Consider the following 20,300-nt stretch of genomic DNA (forward strand, 5'->3'; position numbering starts at 1 on the left):
CGCGCGCAAGCGGCGCCGCCGCCGAGCTTTCGGGCACAGGCGGTTCACCTCAGCCCTTTGGCGGCATCTTGTCCATATGCCGCAACATCGCGACAAAGGCGCTGAGCCTGTCGTTCTGATAGGCGGGCACATCCAGCCCTTCGTAATCCAGAAACCCCTGCCCATCGCGCAGGCCGCGGCGGTTCTGCGCCATGTTGTCCCTGACGATCTGGGGGGCGGCAAAGCGGTCTTCGCCCGTGGCACCGGCCATGTAATTGCTGGCATGGTACAGGATATCCCCGCCGCCCCAGTCGATGAACTCCAGCAGGCCCAGGATCGCAAACCGGAAACCGAAACCGTATTTCGTCGCCTTGTCGATATCCTCGGCCGAGGCGACACCTTCTTCCACCAGCCGGGCGGCCTCGTTCATCGCCAGCGCCTGGATACGCGGCACGATGTAGCCGGGGCTGGCGGCACAGACCACCGGCACCTTGCCGATGCGTTCCAGCAGCGCCTTCAGCCGCGCAGTCACCGCCGGATCGGTCTTTTCGCCGGGCGACAGTTCGACCAGCGGCACAAGGAAGGCCGGGTTCAGCCAATGCGCGTTCAGAAACCGTTCCGGGTGGGTGACGAACCCCTGCAGATCATTGGAAAGGATGGTGGAGGTGGTGGAGGCGACAATCGCCTCCGCCGAGGCATGTTCGGAGATCATCGCAAATGCATCGCGCTTTGCCTCCATGACCTCGGGCACCCCTTCAAAGATCACCGCCGCCCCGGTCAGGGCCGAGGCGCAATCGCCCAGGGCAACCGTGCAGATGCGCGCGAGGACGCTGTCAATCTCCGTCTCGCTCAACATGCCGAACCCCGAGAGCATGCCGAGCGTGCCGCGCAATTCCGCGTCGACCTGCGCGCAGAGCGCGTCGAATCCGGCGCTGTCCCGGTGCTTTGCGTCGATCAGGGCGACCTCATGCCCGGCATAGGCAAAGGCGATGGCCATGCCACGGCCCATCCGCCCCGCGCCGACAGCAGCGATCACCTCGCGCTGTGCCATCACAGGCCCTCCTGCAACAACGCCTTCATTTGCGCGCGGCTCAGGTCTGCAAGGCCCATGGACCCCAGCGTCCGCCCGGTCTGTTCGAAATCCGTGTCACAGACGGCCGAGGCCACGGCCAGCAGGCCCCGCGCAGTCGGCACCGGCACACCGGCCCAATCGCCCACCGAAACCAGGAAAGCGAGGCCGCAGGCCACGTCCTCCCGCATGTAGCGGTGTTCGGTCAGCACCAGGTTTTCGCGCCAGTCGCCCGAATCGGTCAATTTCTCGTGCGCGGCATTGCCATACATCCATTCTTCGCCATCGGGGTCATAGTGGTCCGCCAGCGGAAAATGCGGCGCGCCATAGCCCAGGGCCTCGCGCAGCGCCATCCGCTCGCCGTCAAGCCGTGTCGTGACGCGCCGGATCGCGGGCTGTGTGCCTTCGTTGTGGATGTCCCAATGGTCGAAATGTTCGATGGGGCCTGCGTTCATCAGGATCAGCGGCGGGTGGATGATCGGGCCTGCATTCATCAGCGCGCCCGACAGGCCATCGCCGCAATCCTCGACCGAGGGGTAGGCCTGCGCGATGACCTTGAGGGCATGTTCCGCATTGCGGCGCGGGAAGATGCCCGATGGCAGGCGTGTCGCGCGGGTGGTCACCGCGACCGTATCCGCCCCGTGCTTGCGGGTCAGGTAGGGCAGGGTGCCCGCCTCGGCCAGGGTGATGTCAGCCCTGTTGCCCGCGTCCCGGATGATCTGCGCCATCAGGACGCTGCCGAATGTGCCGGGCGGCAGATAGATGACCTGCCCGTCTTTCAGGAACGGGGCCATCGCCTGTGCAATATCGGGCTGCGCGGTGGCCGGGGTGGGGCAGACAATCAGCGCAGCGCCAGAGACAGCTTCTTCGATATCGGCCGTGACGACCGCGATCTGCACCGCTTTCTCACCGGTGTGATCCTTGAGCGTCAGGGTGTTGTTGCGCTTGTTAAGGTCGGCCACACCTTCGGCGTTGCGCCGCCAGTACCGGACCCGGTGTCCTTCGGCAGAAAAGTCCAATGCTGCCGCTGCGGACCCGTTGCCGCCTCCAAGAACTGCAATTTCCATATTTTGCTCCCTTCCTGTTCACATGGTTTGTGATAGGCTTCAATTTATGTGCAAACACATGCTCTGCGGTTGAAAGCAGATATGCTTTCGCGATTTCCGTTGTCTTAGTTGCATGAAAATGCATATATTGGAAGAATAAAAACGAGACCAACTGGGAGTACTGAAATGACAATGTTCAACAGGTTGGCCTTCAGGGCCACGACAGCTGTGGCGGCACTTGCACTGACCGCGACCGCCGCTTTTGCAGAGGATCGGGTGTCGGCAACCCATGCTTTCCCGACATTCCTTGTCTATACAAAGACTTTCCTCGCCATGGTGGATGACATCAACGAGCGCGGTAAGGGGATCGTCCAGATTGACGTGCGCGGCGGCCCCGAGGCGATCGGCATGTTCCAGCAACCCGCCGCCGTGCGGGATGGCGTGGTGGACATGGTCCATATACCCGGTTCCTTCTACGGCGCCTCCGTGCCGGAGATCGACGCAATGGTTGCCGCGACTGTCACACCGCTGGAGGCCCGCGCGAATGGCGGCGCGGCAGCGATGGACATGGCACATCAGGAACGCTTTGGCGTGCGGCACCTGGGCTGGATCGACGGCGGGGTAAAGTTCCACATCTACACCTCCACCGAACCCAAGTTCGACGAGAACGGCGTGCTGGACCTGACCGGGGTCAAACTGCGCGACAACCCGATCTATCACGCCTTCTTCGAGGCGCTGAACGCCACCACGGCCTCCATGCCCGCGACGGAAGTTTACGCCGCGCTGGAAAAGGGCGTTGTCGACGCTGCCGCATGGACAGAGATCGGTCTGATGGACCTCAAGTGGGACGAGTTCATGAAATTCGCGGTGGAGCCGCCCTTCTACAACACCGACATCGGCGTGATCTTCAACAGGGAAAGCTGGGACGCGCTGACGCCTGAAAGCCAGGAGCTGATCGAACAGGTCGTGATCGAATGGGAAGAGAAATCCTACAACGACCGGCAGGAGACGGTGAAAGCCGACCGCGCCGAGCTGGAGAAACGCGGGATGCAGTTCGTGGCCATGTCCGATGAAGGTGCTGCGGCCTATCTCAAGCTGGCCGAAGACGCCGCCTGGGGCCGGATGGAGACCCGGTTGCAGGAAATGGGCGACGATGGCAGCAGCTACGAGACCATGCGCAAGCTCTATCACCCTGAATAAGATCAACGAAGCGGCGCGGAGCGTAATCTTCGCGCCCTTCTTCGTGTCGGAGGCCGCTTGTGCTGAAACTGCTCGACGCCATCTGTAATCTGCTTGCGATCCTTGCCGGGACCTATCTGGTGGCGATCATGTTCGGCATCGTCTTCCAGGCGACGGCACGGTCTTTCAACCATTCCGGCTCGTCACACATCTTTACCTTCTCCGAATACGGGCTGCTGTATATCGTCATGGCGGCCTCCCCCTGGCTTGTCCGGCTGAAGGGGCATGTGTTCATCGAATTGCTTACCGCCGCGCTGCCGGCTGCGGTGAGTAAACCGTTTTCACGCTTTGTCGCGCTCCTTTGCGTGCTGATCTGCCTCGTTCTGGTCTGGTATTCGGGCGCGACCACGCTGCGGGCCTATCACTTTGGCGATGCGGACATGCGGTCGCTCGACATGCCGAAATGGATGCTGCTGATCTCCATGCCGGTCTGTTTTGGCCTGATGGCCCTGAATTTCCTGCGCTTCGTCTTTGGAGCGGAAACCTTGCATTCCGGGCAGGCGGGCGTTCATGAATAACTCGAAAGGCCCGTTCTGATGGAATGGTATTACGCGCTGTCGTTCCTTCTGGGGATGATCCTGTTCCTGATGTTCATGGGCATCCCCGTGGCCCTGGCCTTTATCGCCGCCAACATGATTGGTGCGACCTATTTCATGGGGGGCAACGGTGACCTGCTGCGGCAGATGTCGCGGGGGATCGGGCAATTGGTCAACAACGCCCTGCCGACGGTGACCACCTTCAACCTGATGCCGGTGCCGATGTTCCTGCTGATGGGCGAGATTTTCTTTCACACCGGCCTTGGCAACAAGATGTTTGCGGCGGTCGAGAAACTGATGGGCCGCATCCCCGGCCGCCTCTCCTTTGTCACCGTCGCCGGGGGGACGGCCTTTGCCACCCTGTCGGGCTCCTCGCTGGGCTCCACCGCATTGCTCGGCTCGCTCATGGTGCCCGAGATGGAAGCGAAGGGCTACAAGAAGCACATGGCCATTGGTCCGATCCTCGGCACCGGGGGGCTGGCGATGCTGATTCCGCCCTCGGCGCTGGCGGTTCTGCTGGCAACACTGGCAACGCTGGATGTGGGCGACCTGCTGCTTGCAGGCGTGGTGCCGGGGCTGATGCTGGCCAGTTTCTATGTGATCCTGATCCTGGGCCTCTGCCTGTGGGATCCGACAGCCGCTCCGGTCTACGAGGTGGAGCCGACCGCGTTTTCCGAAAAGATGCGGCTGCTGTTCTTTGACATCATGCCGATGATGTCGATCGTGGTCGGGGTGATCCTGCTGATCATGAACGGCTGGGCGACCCCGTCGGAATCCGCCGCCTTCGGCTGTGTCGGCGTGCTGCTGCTGGCCATCGTTTACCGCAAGCTGACATGGGCCAGCTTCGTGGCCTCCGTCACCGGTGCGCTGCGGGTGACGACCATGGCGCTGCTGATCATCTTCGGTTCCGCCACCTTCTCTGCCTTGCTGGCGTTTTCGGGGGCGTCCTCGGGGCTGATCCGCTGGGCGACACAATTCGAATTCGACCCCATTGTGATGCTGGTCATCATGTTCTGCATCCTGCTGGTGCTGGGCATGTTCATGGACCAGCTTTCCATGATGCTGCTGACCGTGCCGATCTTTTTCCCGCTGGCGCAGACGCTGGGGTTTGACCTGATCTGGTTCGGGGTGATCATCCTGATGGCGCTAGAGATCAGCTTTACCACGCCACCCTTCGGGTTGCTGCTCTTTGTGATGAAGGGGGTGGCACCACCTGACACCACAATGCGCGACATCTACATGGCGGCCTTGCCTTACATGGGCTGCGCGATTCTGCTGGTGGTGCTGTTGATCATCTTCCCCCAGATTGCGCTCTGGCTGCCGAGCCTGGGCGAATAGGCGGCCAAGGGGGCCGGAATTTTCGAAAATTCCGGGCAAAACTTTTCAAAAAGTTTTTCCCCGCCCCGCCGCAGGGTCAAAGCCACTTGGGATGGGGCAGGCGTACCCCGGTCACATGGTCGGGCACGTCGATGTCATCCCCCGGATGGCGCTCCGTTACATTTGTGAGGGCAGGAACAGCACCAGCGCGGGAAAGGCCAGCAGCAGGATCAGCCGGATGATGTCGACCATCCAGAAGGGTGTCACCCCGCGAAAGATGGTGCCGGTGGACACATCGCCCACCACACCCTTCAGCACAAAGACGTTGAGGCCCACGGGAGGGGTGATCAGGCTGATTTCCGTGACCACCACCACGATGATCCCGAACCACACCGGGTCAAAGCCAAGGCCGGTCACCAGGGGAAAGAAGATCGGGACCGTCAGCAGCAGCATCGACATCGATTCAAAGATGCAGCCCAAAACGATATAGATCGCGATGATCATCGCCATGACCACCCAGGGCGACACGTCATAGGCACTGACAGCCGCGCGCAGGGCCTCGGGCAAGCCCGCGAGGTTGACGAAGTTGGAAAAGATCCAGGCCCCGATCAGCACCGCAAAGAGGCTGGCGGTGGTCAGCGTGGTTTCCTGCAACACATCGCGCAAACCGGCCCAGTTCAGCCCGCCCCGCGCCAGGGCAATCAGAAACGCCCCTGCCGCCCCCATGCCCGCCGCTTCGGTCGGCGAAAAGGCCAGGTGGATCGGCCAGAAATCAAGCGCCCCGTAAAGCCCGCCGATGACAAGGCCAAAGAGCAGCAGAACCGCCCAGACGCCTTTGACTGCAGCCAGACGCTCCGCCCATCCCGCGCGTGGTCCGGCGGGCCCGGCATCGGGATTGCGCGCCACGGTATAGCGGACCGCCACCAGATACAGCAGGATGCCAAGCGCGCCGGGAATGATCCCCGCGATGAAAAGCTGCCCGATGGAGGTTTCCGTCAGCAGCCCATAGATCACCAGAATGACCGAGGGCGGGATCAGGATGCCCAGCGTGCCGCCCGCCGCGATGGAGGCGGTCGAAAGGCTGTCGGCATATCCGAACTTGCGCATCTCCGGCATGGCCACCTTGGACATGGTCGCGGCAGTGGCCAGCGATGATCCGCAGATCGCCGCGAACCCGCCGCAGGCCACGATGGTCGCCATCGCCAGCCCGCCCCGGAAATGCCCGAGAAAGGCATTGGAGACGGCATAAAGCTCGCGGCTGATCCCGCCCTTGTTCACGAACAGGCCCATCAGGATGAACAAGGGCACAACCGACAGCCCATAGTCCTGCGAGGTGTCGATCAGCAACCGTGACACCATCGAAATCGAGGCGGTGAAGTTGGTCTGGTAGGTAAAGCCGATCATGCCCACCAGCCCCATCGCAAAGGCGATGGGAATGCGGCACAGGACCAGCAGGAAGACGGCGGCAAAGCCGATGCAGGATTCAATCATGCAGGGTCTCCAGCGCGCGGGGCGCAAACCAGTGCAACAGCCCCTTGATGATCAGCACCAGCGCCGACAGAAAGGTCATGATGGCGATGAAATATTCCACGTAAAATGTGGGGATAGAAAGGTATTCGGTCATGTCGCCATAGCTGCGGCCCCGTTCGGCCAGCACCACAACCCGTTGCGCGGGCCAGTACAGCATTACGCCACAGATCAGATTGACAAAACCATCCCTGAGCCGCGCGATGTGCAGCCGGTCAAAAAGGCCATCGGCAAGATCCACGGCAATATGCTCTTCGCGGGCCGACAGGATCGGCAGGGCGGAAAACACCACAATCGCGATGGCGATCCGGGTCAATTCGGTCGCGGCCTCGATCGGCGCATTCAGCGCCGACCGCAGCACCACGTCACAGAACGTCAGCACCATCAGCGCAAACAGGGCGAGCGATGCCACCGCCATCGGCAGGGCCGCAGCAAGGCGGGCGAATCTGATCACCTGTTGCATAGAACCTCAAGGGGTGAGGGAAGGGCAGGGATGACCCCTGCCCGAACCGGTCATTTGGTTTCTTTGGCCATCTCTGCCACGACCATCTCATAGGCCGCCTGCGCATCGACACCTGCGGCCTCAAGCTCCGCCAGAACCTTGTCACGCACCCGTTGCCCCATTTCGGCAAAGGTGGCCTGGTCTTCTGCGCTGGCCGTCACGATGGTATTGTCTGCCGCCGCTTCGGTCTGTGCCCGCGCCTCTGCGTCGCTTTCGTCCCAGACCTGACCCATCATCCGGCTTGCCGTTTCACCAAAGACCTGTTCGTCCAGCGCAGCCTGCAGGTTCTCGGGCAGGCTGTCGAATTTGTCCTGGCTCATGATCACCGCGAAAGACCCGCGATAAAAGCCGCCGGGCATTTCATAGACGTTCTTGGCGACCTCGTTCAGCTTGAAGCTGATCCGCTCGCCCATGTTCATGGCCACGGCGTCAGCGGCCCCGGAATCCAGCGTCTCATAGACTTTGGGTGCCGGTACCTGAATGCCCACAAGCCCCAGTTCCGCCCCGACATCGGCCGACACCCCGCCGCCCAGACGGGTTTTCAGCCCCTGCAGATCGGCCAGTGTCTTGACCTCCTTGTTGGAGTGGATCTGCCCGGGACCATGGGTTGTCAGCGCCACCAGCTTGGTGCCACGGTGTTCGTCCAGCGCATCGAGGTATTCCTTCTGCACCCGCCAATAGGCCACCGAGGCAGCTTCGGCGCTGCCTTCGTATCCGGGCACTTCGATCAGCTTCGATCCGACAAAACGGCCCGGCTGATAGCCGTGGAAGATGATCGTCATATCCGCCGCGCCATCCATCACCAGGTCCATCTGCGCCGGTGGCGGGGCAAGGCCCATCTTGATCTCGCCGGTGACTTCACCCCCCGTCGCGGATTCCATCATGTCGATCAGGCCTTGCAGCATCCCTGTGTTGATCGGATGGCTGGGCGGCAGCCAGCTTGAGATCGTGATGGTTTCAGCAGCCTGTGCCGTGGTTGCCATGCTGAGAACCAGCGCGGTGCCGGTCAAGAATTTGGTAAACTTTCCCATGTCTCACTCCCTTTTTCTTCACGCAGGCGGTCGCCGACAAAGCCGGACTCACCCGTCATGAAATTTATATGCATTTTCATTAATCCATATTTTCTTTGACTTGTGAACCCGTTTTCTGACCTGTCCCGCGCCGTGCCGTTTCGGAAGTTCCCGGTTCAAGCGCTGCCAGCAGGGATCGCAATGCAGGTTTCAGCCGCGCGCCGTCGCCGCCGGAAAGTGTCCGGATCAGTTCCGCCTCGTGCACCTTGGCTTCGGCGACCAGCCTGGTGGCCAGGCGCCGGCCTTCGGGTGTCAGATGCACCCGGACCCGCCGCTTGTCGGCGGCGTCGCCGCGCCGGACGACAAGATCGCGCTTTTCCATTTGCAGGATGATCCGGGTCAGCCGCGACTGTTCGGCCAGGGCAACTGTCGCCAGTTGCGTGACCATCGCGCCGTCTTCGTCCAGCAGGCAGGCCAGCACCCGCCATTCAGGGACCCGCAGACCCGCCGCGCGGACGGTCTGGTGGAACTGGGCGCTCGCCGCTTCGCTGGCAGCGGCCAGCAGGTACAGCAGATAGTCCGAAACAAAGCCGGGCGCCGCCTCTGAAACGGTTTCCTCGCGCGGTGCCTGCATCCGTAAAATTCCTTCCTGTCTGCCACCCTGGTTCAGCAGCAACCTGCCTGGAACAATGTAGCGAAGCACAGGGACCACATAAAGGGCTTGACGGCTATTATATGATTTTTCATGCTAGTTGACATGAGAGAACAGCCGATGGAGACCATGTTCGGCAGGATCGTCGATGTTGCCCCGCTGACCGGCCGCATCGACAAATTTCGCATCGCGGCGCAGATCGGTGATACCCTGGGCCTGTCCGGGGCGGCATGCGCCAGCGCCAGCGGCAGGGTCACGCATATCTGCGTCATCCGGGCCAGATCCGCCCGGCTGACACGGGACATCTGAAGGAGCACCCGATGGGCAAGTATTCCGGTAACCCCGCAGCCGCCGCTGCATTGTTCGAGGGCCATCAGGTCCACCGCGATGTCTATATCGACCCGGAGGTGTTCCGGCTTGAGATGAAACATGTCTTTGCCAATGCATGGGTCTTTGTCGGCCACGAAAGCCAGACGCCACAAAAGGGTGACTATTTCGCGACCTCGATCGGCGACCAACCGGTGATCCAGGTGCGCCATTCAACGGGTGACATCCATGTTCTCTACAACCGCTGTCCGCACAAGGGCACCAAGATCGTCATCGACCGGCAGGGCAACACCGGCAAGTTCTTTCGCTGCCCCTATCACGCCTGGTCCTTCAAGACCGACGGGTGCCTATTGGCGATCCCGTTGAAGAAAGGCTACGCCGACACCGGCCTTGACCAGACGGAGAGCGCCAGGGGCATGAAGGCCGTGGGCGCGGTGCGCAACTACCGTGGTTTCATCTTTGCCCGTCTGGCCGAAGAGGGCATTTCATTCGAAGATTTCTTCGGCGACAGCCTGTCATCGCTCGACAACATGGTGGACCGTTCCCCTGCCGGACGGCTTGAGGTCGCAGGCCCGCCGCTGCGCTACATGCACCATTGCAACTGGAAAATGCTGGTGGAGAACCAGACCGACACCTGCCACCCGATGGTGGCCCATGAATCCTCCGCAGGCACGGCGGTAAAGCTCTACGAAGAACTGAACCTGCCCGAAGACGCGCCCAAACCCCCGGCGATGGAGATCATCGCACCTTTCATGAGCCCTTACGAATTCTTCGAGAACATGGGCATCCGCACCTGGCCCAACGGGCACGGTCACACGGGTGTGAATCACTCGATCCACTCCAATTACTCCCGGATCCCCGGTTATTTCGAAAAGATGGTGGAAAGCTATGGCGAGGAAAAGGCAAAGGCGATTCTGGACGAGAACCGCCATAACACGGTCTATTTCCCCAACATCATGATCAAGGGCCCGATCCAGCAGTTGCGCATCTTCATCCCGCTGGCGGCGAACAAGACCCTGGTGGAAAGCTATATCTACCGGCTGGTCGATGCGCCCGATGAACTGACTGCCCGCACGGCGATGTACAACCGCATGATCAACGCGCCCACCTCCATCGTCGGCCATGATGACCTTGAGATGTACGAACGCGCGCAGGAGGGGCTGGAGGCGAACGGTCTGGAATGGGTGAATATCCAACGCCTGCGGACGGGCGAAGAGGATTTTTCCGAAGAGGTGGTGGAGAACGGCACGACAGAGCGTCAGATGCGCAACCAGTTCGACGCATGGGCGCGGTTCATGACCTGGGATACCCCCGCGCGGGAGGCGGCGGAATGAGCGTGACCAGGGAGCAAGTGATCGACTTCATCTATGATGAGGCACGGATGCTGGACGAGGGCCGCTATACCGAATGGCTGGCGCTCTGGCTGCCCGACGGCCATTACTGGATGCCGCTGGATTATCAGCAGACCGACCCGCTGAACGTCACGTCGCTGATGTATGAGGATCTCTTCATGCTGAAACTGCGGGTGGAGCGCCTCAACGGCGCGCGCACCTTCAGCCAGAAACCCAAAAGCCGCTGCCACCACGTACTCCAGCGCCCCTTCGTGGACGAGATGAACGGCGACAGCTTCGTCACCACCACCTTCATGCATTACGTCGAGACGCGGCTGGACGAACAGCAATTGCTGGCGCTGACCGCGAAACACGACCTCGCGCTGGTCGACGGATCGCTCAGGATCGCCAACAAAAGGGTGGATATCGTCAATTGCGACGCGGCCTTCCGCAACATTCAGCTGCTGCCATAAGGAGCGGCTGCGCCGCATTCGATCCAAAGAATCTTGGGGCTTTGCCCCAAACCCCGTGTATTTACGGAACAATGAATGTGGCACGATGCGCCATAGTCCGTTTCATTGTTCCGTAAATATACCGGGGGAGACGCCGCTTGCGGCGTCGGGGGCAGCGCCCCCGGCTTTGCCTGCCAAGGATTTCAGTCTTCATAAGTTTTGCCGCGCGCGAGCAACTCGGCGGTGCCGATCACCTCGTTCAACCCGTCGAAATCATGCATCCGTCCGGCGAAAGGCGCGTTGGTTCCGTGGGTCGCGAGGCTGGCGTAATAGTCCTGCGCCGTCCGGGCCAGTGCGCGCACGATGCCGCCGGGAAAGATCACCAGTGAAAAGCCGAGGGTTTCCAGGTCACCGGCACCATGCATCGGGGTTGCGCCGCCTTCGACCATATTGGCCAGCAGCGGCACGCGGCCCTTGAACTGTGCCGTGATCTCCTGCAACTGCGCGCGGGTCCGGGGCGCTTCGATGAACAGAACGTCAGCACCGGCTTCCAGATAGGCTTCCGCCCGGTCTGTCGCCGCCCCGAACCCTTCGACCGCGATGGCATCGGTCCGGGCCACGATCAGCGTATCCTCGGAGCGGCGGGCATCGCTCATGGCGCGGATTTTCCCAGCCATTTCCGCAGCGCTGATCAATGTCTTGTCCTTCAGATGCCCGCAGCGCTTGGGATAGGTCTGATCCTCGATCTGCAGTGCCGCCGCGCCTGCGCGTTCATATTGCCGCATCGTGCGCTGGGCGTTCAGCGCATTGCCGAAGCCGGTGTCGGCGTCGATGATCACCGGCAGTTCAACACGGTCCGCGATCAGCGCCATGGTATCGGCCATTTCGGTCACCGAGGTCAGCCCGATGTCGGGCCGCCCGAGCCTTGTATAGGCCAGGGCCGCACCCGACAGATACAGCGCCTCGAACCCCGCCGCCTGGGCGATGGCGGCGGTGAGCCCGTCATAGACGCCGGGGGCGACAAGGATCTTGCCGGTGCCGAGCCGCGATTTCAGGGTCATGCGTCCTCCAACAGTTTCAGCGCCTCGGCGCAGGTCATCTGGTGCGTCACGGTGCCCAGCGACAGCAGCGTTGCCTCATGCACATCGTCGCGGAAGGCGGCGCAGCCGTCACTCAGCATGCAGGTTTCAATATCGCGCAGATGCGCGTCCCGCAGGGTGGAGGCGACGCCGCCGTTCGTGACGATGCCCGCCACGATCAGATGCTCCAGGCCGAGGGCGCGCATGATGTATTCCAGCCGGGTCTGGTAGAAGGCGGAATAGGCCACCTTTTCCACCACGAAATCCGCCGGGTGCAAAATATCGACGATCCTGTGGCCAAAGCTGCCGGGGGCAAAATCACCTTTGGTCAGGAAGGGGCGCAGCTGTTTCAGATGGGGTGCGATCAGCGGCACACCCTGCGGCCCGGGCACCAGGGTGAACTGGGCCGAGATATAGGTGCCGCCCCGCGCCCGCAGCGCCCGCACCAGCGGGGCGATGCGGTCGGGCAGGGCGGCGATGCTGTCTGCGCCCTGACCGGCGCGGCCATAGGCACCATCGGGATGGATGAAGTCGTTTTGCAGGTCGATTGTCAGCAGGGCCGTTCTGGTCAGGTCCCATGTTTCGGGGTGGCTCATGTCATCTTCGCCTTTGTCATCTGTCACCTGTGATGATGGTGTTGCCAAAGCGATCCACCCGGCCTTTCAGCCCCGGCTCGATCAGCACCGTGGTATCGGGTTGTTCCAGGATCGCGGGGCCGGTGATTTCGGTGCCGACAGGCAGGGCAAGCCGGTCGTAGATCGCCGTGTCGCGCCAGGTATCGCCGAAATGAACGCGGCGCGTGGCCCTGGGGGCAGGTATCCTGGTGCCCCTGGGGGCCAGTGTTTCCAGATCGAACTTTGGCCGGATGCCCGTCACGGCCGAGCGCAGGTTCAGGACGCGCCGCACGCCGTTCTTCAAGAGCCGCCCGAATGTCGCGGTATAGGCGGCGTCGAATGCGGCCTCGATCTGTGCCCTGGCAGGGGGCTGAACGATGCCATCGCCGACCGTTACTTCCAGCGGGACGGCAACCGTATGGGTCTGACCGATATAGGCCATGTCCAGTTCGAAGCTTACCTTTCGCGCCTCGAAGGTGGTTTGTGCCGCCCGCAGCATCGCCATGCCCCGGTCGACGTGATCCTGCATGAAACCGGTAAGCACCGCTGTATCCAGCTGATCGACCAGTGCGTTGATCGTCTGGACAAAGTCCTGCCGCATGTCCGCGATCACGCAGCCCATGGCGGATGTCACCCCCGGATACCGCGGCACGAAGGCGCGGGCGATGCCGACCTCGGCCAGCATGGCACCCGCGTGCAGCGCACCGCCACCGCCAAAGGGCATGAAGGCAAAGCGTTTCGGGTCAAACCCGCGTTCGATACTGACCAGGCGGATCGCCCCCGCCATGCGGCTGTTGGCGACGCGCAGGATTGCCTCTGCCGCCTGATGGGTGTCGAGGTTCAGCGGCGCGCCCACATGGGCGTCGATGGCCCGTGCTGCCGCTTCCACATCCAGCCGTGTCAGCTTGCCGCCGATGGGATTGTCCGGGTCGATCCGGCCCAGCACCACATTGGCGTCGGTCACGGTGGGCCGGTCGTTGCCCAGCCCATAGGCCACCGGTCCGGGATTTGACCCCGCGCTTTCGGGGCCGATGTTCAGCAACCCGCCCTTGTCCACCCAGGCGATGGAGCCACCGCCGGCACCGATGGTGGTGATCTCGATCATCGGGGTGCGTACCACCATGCCGAAGTCGATGGAGGTTTGCGGGGACAGCATGGATTGCCCGCCCGCAATCAGCGACACATCGAAGGATGTGCCGCCCATGTCGCCGGTGATCACATCGGGAAAGCCTGCGGTGGAGGCGATGTAGCCCGCCGCGATCACCCCTGCCGCAGGCCCTGACAATGCAGTGCGCACCGGCACCTTGCAGGCGGTATCGACAGCCATCACCCCGCCATTGGACTGCACGATCATGAATTCACCGCCGAACCCGCCCTGCTTCAGCGCCGTTTCCAGCCGGTCGAGATAGCCCGAGACTTCCGGCTGCAGATAGGCGTTCAGCGCGGTGGTGGAGAAACGTTCGAACTCGCGGATTTCCGGCAGGATTTCCGAGGAGCAGGAGACATGTTCATTGGGCCAGATGGCACGCACGGCCTGAACTGCCAGCGCTTCGTTCGCGGGATTGGCATAGGAATTGGCAAAGAGGATGGCGATGGCGGCGCAGCCCTGACCGGCAAGCGTGGTTGCCGCCGCGCGCACCGCGTCCAGATCGACGGGCGTGCGGATCGTGCCATCCGCCAGGGTGCGTTCCGGCACTTCCAGACGATACCGCCGGTCCACGACCGGTTCGAAATCACCGCGCAGGCCCCAGGTGCGGGGCCGGTCCCGGCGGCGCATTTCCAGCACGTCGCGCAGCCCCATGGTGGTGATCACGCCGATCTTCGCACCCTTGCGTTCCAGCAGGGCATTGGTGCCTGCCGTCGTGCCATGCACCACAACCGAAATATCGGAAAGGTCTTCCACCTGTTCGCCGATCCCGGTCAGGAAACCGCCCGATTGATCCGGGCGCGTGGTGGGAACCTTGGCGACCGCAGCGGTGCCGTCCGCTTCGTTCAGGACAAAGACATCCGTAAATGTACCGCCCACATCGACGCCGACGATCTTCATATGTTGACCTCCCGCCAGGCCAAACCATAGGCTTCATCCGCATGTTCGGCAGACATCAATCCGCGCGCCACGTCACGCGCCACGGCGGCGGCGGCACGGTCGGCGGCAGGGCCATAGCCGCCGCCGCCGGGTGTTTCCAGCCGCACCGATTGCCCCTGCCGCAACTTGATGCCCCGCATCTTCGAGACCAGCGGTGGATGCGCGAAACCTTCGTCGGTCGCATAGGAGAACACGTTCAATGCCGCGTTCGCCCCGCCCGCGATCCCCTTGGGCGCGAACCGCCCGCGTTCGCCAAACAGGAAGGCTTCCGCGCCATTCTCTTCCAGGACCTCTATTTCATAAATGGCCCCCAGCCCGCCGCGATGCTTGCCATCGCCTGCACTGTCCGGGCGCAGGGCCCATTGCCGGAACATCACGGGATAGACGCTTTCGAGGATCTCCAACGGCGGAATGGTGGCGGTGGAGATCGGCGCATTGCCGTGGTTCAGCCCGTCACCCTCCAGCGATGCGCCGTGCCCGCCGCCGTAAAAGCTGAACATGACCCAGGGCCGCCCGTCACTGCGCTTGCCCGCAATCGACAGCGCATTGATCGTGCCATAGGCATTGGCGACGATCCGGTCCGGCGCCGCCTGTGCGGCGGCAGAGAATATCACGTCGATCATCCGCAGGATTGTCTCCGTATAGCCGCCCGTGGGCGCAGGAAACTGCGCGGCCAGCATCGACCCTTCCGGCACCCGCACCTCGATGGGGCGCATCACGCCCGCATTGGCGGGCAGCATCGGAAAGACATGTTTGATCGCCACATAGGCGGCAGCCACGGTGGTGGGCAGGGCGATGTTCACCGGCCCCGCGCATTGCGGGGCGGAGCCTGCAAAATCCAGCACCATTTCATCGCCGTTGATTTCCAGCGCGACCCGGATGGCCAGCGGTTCATCGGTGATACCGTCATTGTCGAGGTAATCCATGGCCTCCCAGCGGCCATCGGGCAGCCCCTCCAACTCGGCGCGCATCAGCGCCTCGGCCCGGTCGCCCAGGGCATCCAGTGCCGCGCGCACCGTGTCGGCGCCATAGGCGTCCAGCAATTCATCCATCCGCCGGATGCCAAGATCCAGCGCGCCCAGCTGGCCGTTCAGATCACCCATTGCCGATTGCGGCAGGCGGGTATTGCGCAGCAGGATGTCGATGATGTCCTGGTTGATCTCGCCCGCGCGGGCCAGCTTGACCGGGGGCAGGTTGAAGGCCTCCTGAAACACATCCGTCGCCGCCGGGTTGTAATTGCCCGGCACCGCGCCCCCCACATCATGCCAATGCCCGACCGAGGCGAGGTAACAGAACAGCTTGCCATCGCGATAATAGGGCCGCACCAGCCGCATGTCGCTCAGATGTGTGCCGCCGATATGGGCGTCGTTGAAAATATAGATGTCCCCGTCGGCCAGATCGCCATCGGCGGCGGCCTTGTCGATGACCGCCCTGACCGCAAATGCCATGACCCCGACAAAGATCGGCAGCCCGGATTTGCCCTGCACCAGCGTGTCACCCGTGGATGCGTGATAAAGACCATGGCTGGCGTCATGCGCCTCTGCAATGATCGGGTTGAAGGCCGCGCGGAACAGGGTCGCGTCCATCTCATCGGCGATCTGTTCCATCCGTCCCGCCAGCACGGCGAGGGTGATCGGGTCAATCTCGGCCATGGTCTGCCTCTTGTCTTCTGCGCCCCCTGGCGATGTCATGGACCTTGTCGCGGCGGTGGCGCGGATTGACGGCAGGTCCGACGGGGCTGGCGTTCACCGCAGCCGGAACTCCGTCGGTCAGGTGAATTTCGACAACCGGCACGACACCCCCTTCGGGTTACCATCTCCGCCGGACAGGCTGCTGCCGCGGCGGGACATTCTGTTGCATTTGGGCCTTGGGACATTTATGTGCATTTTCATGAAAAAGCCAAGCACCCTGCTGGACAAACTCTGGGGCGCGCATGAAATTCTGCGCCGCGAAGATGGCACTTCGCTGCTTTGGGTGGACCGGCATCTGGTGCATGAAGGGTCGCATCACGCCTTCGCGAAGCTGGCCGCGCGGGGTCAGCCGGTGGCAGAGCCGCGCCTGACCTTTGCCGTCACCGACCATTATGCCCCGACCCGGCAGCGCGACAGGATCACGGACCCCGACATCGCCCGCATGATCGAGACGCTGGAGGGCAACGCGCAGACCCATGGGCTGGAGATCTTCGGGCTGCGCGACCCGCGACAGGGCATCGTGCATGTGATCGGGCCGGAGCAGGGGCTGACCCTGCCGGGGCTGCAGATCAACTGCGGCGACAGCCACACATCGACCCACGGAGCCTTCGGCGCGCTGGCCTTTGGCATCGGAGCGACGGAAGTGGCCCATGTGCTGGCAACCCAGACGGTCTGGCAGCGCAAACCGGCTGCCATGCGGATCACCTTTGAGGGGGCCTTGGCACCGGGGGTCACCGCCAAGGACATGGCGCTGGGCTGGATCGCCCGGCTGGGTGCCGGCGGGGCGCAGGGACATGCGGTGGAATACGCAGGCCCGGCGGTCGAAGCGCTGAGTATGGAGGGGCGCATGACCCTGTGCAACCTGTCGATCGAGGGCGGCGCCCGCTTTGGCATGGTGGCCCCCGACGCGGTGACATTCGCCTATATCAAGGGCCGCCCCTATGCGCCCGGGCCCGGCGATTGGGAGACGGCCCTGACCGGCTGGCGCGTCCTGCGCACGGATGCGGGGGCGGATTTCGCCCGCGAGGTGGTCATTGACGCCACCGAGATTGCGCCGACCCTGACCTGGGGCACCAGCCCCGAACAGGCCATCGGCATCGACGCGGTCCTGCCCGCGCCCGAAAGCCTTGGCTCAGGCAAGGCCGCAGCGGCAAGGGCGGCCTATGACTACATGGGGCTGACACCGGGGCAGCCGATCAAGGGCACGCCGGTGGATCAGGTCTTTCTCGGCTCCTGCACCAACGGGCGGATCGAGGACCTGCGTGCGGCGGCGGCGGTCCTGCGGGGCCGCAAGGCGCGGGTGCCGGGGTTGGTTTCACCCGGTTCGGCGCTGGTCAAGCAACAGGCGGAGGCCGAGGGGCTGGACAAGGTGTTCCGGGACGCCGGGCTGGAATGGGCCGCATCGGGCTGTTCGATGTGCGTCGGCATGAACGGGGATCTGGTGGCGCCGGGCAAGCGCTGCGCCTCATCGACCAACCGGAACTTCAGGGGGCGCCAGGGGCGCGGGGCGCGCACGCATCTGATGTCGCCCGCCATGGTCGCGGCGGCGGCGGTGACCGGCGCGCTGTCGGATGTGCGCGAAGTCACGCAGGAGAGGACCTGATGGCGGGATGGACCAGGCATGAGGGCAGGGCCGTCCACCTGCCGCAGGACAATGTGGACACCGACCAGTTGATCCCGGCGCGGTTCATGTCGACGCCCCGTGTGCAGGGCTATGGCGATTTCCTGCTGCATGACATGCGGCGGGATGAGGCAGGGATGCTGCGCCCGGATTTCCCCTTGAATGGGGTGGAACCTGCCAGCATCCTGATCGCGGGCCGGAACTTTGGCACCGGTTCCTCGCGGGAGGCTGCGGTTTACGCTCTGGTCGACGCCGGATTCCGCGCCGTGATCGCGCCCGGCTTTGGCGACATCTTTGCCGCCAATGCGGTCAACAACGGCCTGTTGCCCGCAAGGCTGGCGGAGCGTGAGATTACGGCACTGGCGGGCGCATTGGGCGGCGGCGATGCACGCGTTTCCATCGACCTGGGCAATTGCGAAATCCACGCGGCGGGACAGGTCTTTGCCTTTGCGCTGGACGAGATGTGGCGGGAAAAGCTGATCCGGGGCTGGGATGACATCGACCTGACGCTGCAACATGCCGCGCAGATCAGGACGTACCGGGAGCGTCGGGTCGCGGATATGGCCTGGCTCTTGCCGGATGATTGAGGCCGGTCTGGCCGGACCGGCATCCTGCACCGGAACTTGCAGGTCAGGCAGCACCTGACACTCAGGGTGCGTGTCGAGGTGTGAACGCGCAGACCAGATGCAATCCAGATCGCCAGCAAGCGCGCCGCTCCTGACAAACGCCAAACCTGACACAAATGAAGACATGTCATTTTTGACATGTCAAAAATGACATGTCTTCATTTGTGTTGATACTTGGCAATAGCGGCAGACCGCAGACCGCACTAAACCCCCGCGTCGCGCGAATCCACTGGGCCGCCGGGGTGATTCAAGGGTCCGGAAGCCGGTGCTGCCCGTCCCCGCCCAGGGGCGCGGGCATTGCGGCCATCAGCCTCTGGGCGTTCCGATCAGGATGGCCCGAAAATCATTGACGTTTGTCCCTGTCGGCCCGGTCATGAACAACCCGTTTACCGCCTTGAGCGCCGAATAGGAATCGTCACGCTGCAAAGATTGCAACGGATCGAGACCCGCAGCACGGATCCGCGCCGCCGTCGTCCCGTCCACCCAGGCCCCTGCATTGTCTTCGGAGCCGTCGATCCCGTCCGTATCGGCCGCAAGGGCGTGAAACCACGGCTCCCCCTCCAGCGCCAGGGCGAGGGAAAGCTGAAAGGCGCTGTTGCGTCCGCCCTTGCCCCTGTGGCGCAGCGTTACTGTCGTCTCTCCGCCTGACAGCAGGACCACCGGCGCAGGATAGGGCGTGCCTGCGGTTGCGGCCTGCCGCGCGAGGGCCGCATGGACCAGGGCCACCTCGCGGGCCTCCCCTTCGATCCGGTCGGACAGAACCCAGGGCGTCACGCCCTCGGCGCTGGCCCGGCAGGCGGCGGCCTCAAGCGACTGCGCGGCAGAGGCGATGATCCTTGTCGTCACATCGGGGTGCGGTGCCGCCCCGTCTTCCGGCTGCTGGCGCAGGTGATCCATGCAGGCCTGCGGCAGCGACAGCCCCCGCGCCTCGATCAGGGCCGCGACCTCTGCCGCGGCTGGCCGTCCCGGCACCGTGGGTCCGGAGGCGACGGCACCGGGGTCGTCACCGGGCACATCGGACACGATCAGGTTGCAGATGCGCGCGCCCCCGGCCAGTTCCGCAAGCCGCCCGCCGTTGATGCCGCTGAACCGCTTGCGGATCGCATTCATGACCGAGATCGGCGCGCCGGATTCCAGCAGGGCGGCATTCAGTTCCTGCAGATCGGTCAGGGTCAGCCCCGCGGGCGGATCGGGCAACAGCGATGACCCCCCGCCGCAGATCAGCGCGATGACCAGATCATCCGGCCCCAGCCCGCTGACAGCCGATTTCAGCGCCTGTGCGGCCGCCAGCCCGGCGGCGTCCGGCACCGGATGCGCCGCTTCCATGACCCGGATGGTGTGACAGGGCGCGCCATAGCCGTAGCGGGTGACCACGACCCCTTCAAAGGGCGCATCCCACAGCCCCTCAAAGGCCTGCGCCAGCTGCGCCGCCCCCTTGCCGGCACCGATCACCACGGTGCGGCCGCGTGGCGCTTCCGGCAGATTGCTGCCCAGGGCATTCAGCGGATCGGCGGCCGCAACCGCCGCGTCGAACAGCCCGGACAGGAAGGCGCGGTGAGTGTCTGCCATGGTCCCTCGTCAGTTTGAATGGCGCTA

19 protein-coding genes are annotated in these 20,300 nt (G+C 63.4%); 8 read left to right on the plus strand and 11 right to left on the minus strand.

The window, feature by feature from the left end; translation table 11 throughout:
- Positions 1-49: 49 nt before the first annotated feature.
- Both ACWNZ3_RS03495 and ACWNZ3_RS03500 read right to left on the minus strand, forming a co-directional pair.
- Positions 50-1,030, minus strand: a complete 981-nt coding sequence (locus ACWNZ3_RS03495) for a 3-hydroxybutyryl-CoA dehydrogenase (RefSeq protein ID WP_496901202.1) — start codon at positions 1,028-1,030, stop codon at positions 50-52.
- Positions 1,030-2,115 (minus strand): NAD/NADP octopine/nopaline dehydrogenase family protein, encoded by a 1,086-nt coding sequence (locus tag ACWNZ3_RS03500; protein WP_496901203.1) that lies wholly within the window; start codon positions 2,113-2,115, stop codon positions 1,030-1,032. The genes ACWNZ3_RS03495 and ACWNZ3_RS03500 overlap by 1 nt, the downstream gene beginning before the upstream one ends.
- Positions 2,116-2,286: 171 nt before the next feature.
- Here ACWNZ3_RS03500 and dctP point away from each other — a divergent pair, with 171 nt between their 5' ends.
- From dctP to ACWNZ3_RS03515, 3 genes are read left to right on the plus strand one after another with little or no spacing between them, the layout of a single operon-like run.
- The gene (gene dctP / locus ACWNZ3_RS03505; RefSeq protein WP_496901204.1) at positions 2,287-3,294 is read left to right on the plus strand and encodes a TRAP transporter substrate-binding protein DctP; all 1,008 of its coding nucleotides are present in this window, start codon (positions 2,287-2,289) and stop codon (positions 3,292-3,294) included.
- Between the two features lie 59 nt (positions 3,295-3,353).
- On the plus strand, positions 3,354-3,851 hold the full coding sequence (locus ACWNZ3_RS03510) for a TRAP transporter small permease (protein WP_274574201.1): 498 nt from the start codon (positions 3,354-3,356) through the stop codon (positions 3,849-3,851).
- Positions 3,852-3,869: 18 nt separating this feature from the next.
- Positions 3,870-5,207 (plus strand): TRAP transporter large permease, encoded by a 1,338-nt coding sequence (locus ACWNZ3_RS03515; protein WP_496901205.1) that lies wholly within the window; start codon positions 3,870-3,872, stop codon positions 5,205-5,207.
- 156 nt (positions 5,208-5,363) lie between these two features.
- Here ACWNZ3_RS03515 and ACWNZ3_RS03520 read toward each other — a convergent pair whose 3' ends face one another.
- The 4 genes from ACWNZ3_RS03520 to ACWNZ3_RS03535 form a co-directional block, all read right to left on the minus strand.
- Complete coding sequence (locus tag ACWNZ3_RS03520) at positions 5,364-6,677, minus strand: TRAP transporter large permease (protein ID WP_496901206.1); 1,314 nt, start codon at positions 6,675-6,677, stop codon at positions 5,364-5,366.
- A complete protein-coding gene (locus ACWNZ3_RS03525; protein ID WP_274574203.1) occupies positions 6,670-7,176 on the minus strand; it encodes a TRAP transporter small permease in 507 nt (168 codons plus the stop codon). The genes ACWNZ3_RS03520 and ACWNZ3_RS03525 overlap by 8 nt, the downstream gene beginning before the upstream one ends.
- A 50-nt stretch (positions 7,177-7,226) precedes the next feature.
- The gene (locus ACWNZ3_RS03530; RefSeq protein ID WP_269365631.1) at positions 7,227-8,246 is read right to left on the minus strand and encodes a TRAP transporter substrate-binding protein; all 1,020 of its coding nucleotides are present in this window, start codon (positions 8,244-8,246) and stop codon (positions 7,227-7,229) included.
- A gap of 79 nt (positions 8,247-8,325) precedes the next feature.
- Complete coding sequence (locus tag ACWNZ3_RS03535) at positions 8,326-8,859, minus strand: MarR family winged helix-turn-helix transcriptional regulator (RefSeq protein WP_496901207.1); 534 nt, start codon at positions 8,857-8,859, stop codon at positions 8,326-8,328.
- Positions 8,860-8,997: 138 nt separating this feature from the next.
- Here ACWNZ3_RS03535 and ACWNZ3_RS03540 point away from each other — a divergent pair, with 138 nt between their 5' ends.
- The 3 genes from ACWNZ3_RS03540 to ACWNZ3_RS03550 are packed head-to-tail and all read left to right on the plus strand — an operon-like array spanning position 8,998 to position 11,008.
- Entirely contained in the window at positions 8,998-9,186 is a 189-nt protein-coding gene (locus tag ACWNZ3_RS03540) for a hypothetical protein (RefSeq protein WP_496901208.1), read from the plus strand.
- 11 nt (positions 9,187-9,197) lie between these two features.
- Positions 9,198-10,538 carry an aromatic ring-hydroxylating dioxygenase subunit alpha gene (locus tag ACWNZ3_RS03545; protein WP_496901209.1) on the plus strand — a complete coding sequence of 447 codons (1,341 nt, stop codon included), beginning with the start codon at positions 9,198-9,200 and terminating at the stop codon, positions 10,536-10,538.
- Complete coding sequence (locus tag ACWNZ3_RS03550) at positions 10,535-11,008, plus strand: aromatic-ring-hydroxylating dioxygenase subunit beta (RefSeq protein WP_269365640.1); 474 nt, start codon at positions 10,535-10,537, stop codon at positions 11,006-11,008. Before ACWNZ3_RS03545 ends, ACWNZ3_RS03550 begins: the two co-directional genes overlap by 4 nt.
- 182 nt (positions 11,009-11,190) lie before the next feature.
- On the opposite strand, the gene ACWNZ3_RS03555 is transcribed toward ACWNZ3_RS03550, so the two are convergent.
- Genes ACWNZ3_RS03555 through ACWNZ3_RS03570 form a run of 4 tightly spaced genes read right to left on the minus strand, consistent with a single transcriptional unit; the run spans position 11,191 to position 16,418 of the window.
- Complete coding sequence (locus ACWNZ3_RS03555; RefSeq protein ID WP_496901210.1) at positions 11,191-12,048, minus strand: isocitrate lyase/PEP mutase family protein; 858 nt, start codon at positions 12,046-12,048, stop codon at positions 11,191-11,193.
- Positions 12,045-12,662 carry a cysteine hydrolase family protein gene (locus ACWNZ3_RS03560; protein WP_496901211.1) on the minus strand — a complete coding sequence of 206 codons (618 nt, stop codon included), beginning with the start codon at positions 12,660-12,662 and terminating at the stop codon, positions 12,045-12,047. The genes ACWNZ3_RS03555 and ACWNZ3_RS03560 overlap by 4 nt, the downstream gene beginning before the upstream one ends.
- A gap of 16 nt (positions 12,663-12,678) precedes the next feature.
- Positions 12,679-14,727, minus strand: a complete 2,049-nt coding sequence (locus ACWNZ3_RS03565; protein WP_496901212.1) for a hydantoinase/oxoprolinase family protein — start codon at positions 14,725-14,727, stop codon at positions 12,679-12,681.
- Positions 14,724-16,418, minus strand: a complete 1,695-nt coding sequence (locus tag ACWNZ3_RS03570; protein ID WP_496901213.1) for a hydantoinase B/oxoprolinase family protein — start codon at positions 16,416-16,418, stop codon at positions 14,724-14,726. The genes ACWNZ3_RS03565 and ACWNZ3_RS03570 overlap by 4 nt, the downstream gene beginning before the upstream one ends.
- Positions 16,419-16,656: 238 nt before the next feature.
- Here ACWNZ3_RS03570 and leuC point away from each other — a divergent pair, with 238 nt between their 5' ends.
- Complete coding sequence (leuC, locus tag ACWNZ3_RS03575; RefSeq protein ID WP_496901214.1) at positions 16,657-18,060, plus strand: 3-isopropylmalate dehydratase large subunit; 1,404 nt, start codon at positions 16,657-16,659, stop codon at positions 18,058-18,060.
- Positions 18,060-18,665: a 3-isopropylmalate dehydratase small subunit gene (gene leuD / locus ACWNZ3_RS03580; RefSeq protein WP_496901215.1), complete on the plus strand. Its 606-nt coding sequence runs from the start codon at positions 18,060-18,062 to the stop codon at positions 18,663-18,665. The genes leuC and leuD overlap by 1 nt, the downstream gene beginning before the upstream one ends.
- Positions 18,666-19,010: 345 nt before the next feature.
- On the opposite strand, the gene ACWNZ3_RS03585 is transcribed toward leuD, so the two are convergent.
- Complete coding sequence (locus tag ACWNZ3_RS03585; RefSeq protein ID WP_496901216.1) at positions 19,011-20,273, minus strand: glycerate kinase type-2 family protein; 1,263 nt, start codon at positions 20,271-20,273, stop codon at positions 19,011-19,013.
- Positions 20,274-20,300: the final 27 nt, after the last annotated feature.

It is taken from the genome of Sulfitobacter sp. IGS-18 (assembly GCF_059628195.1).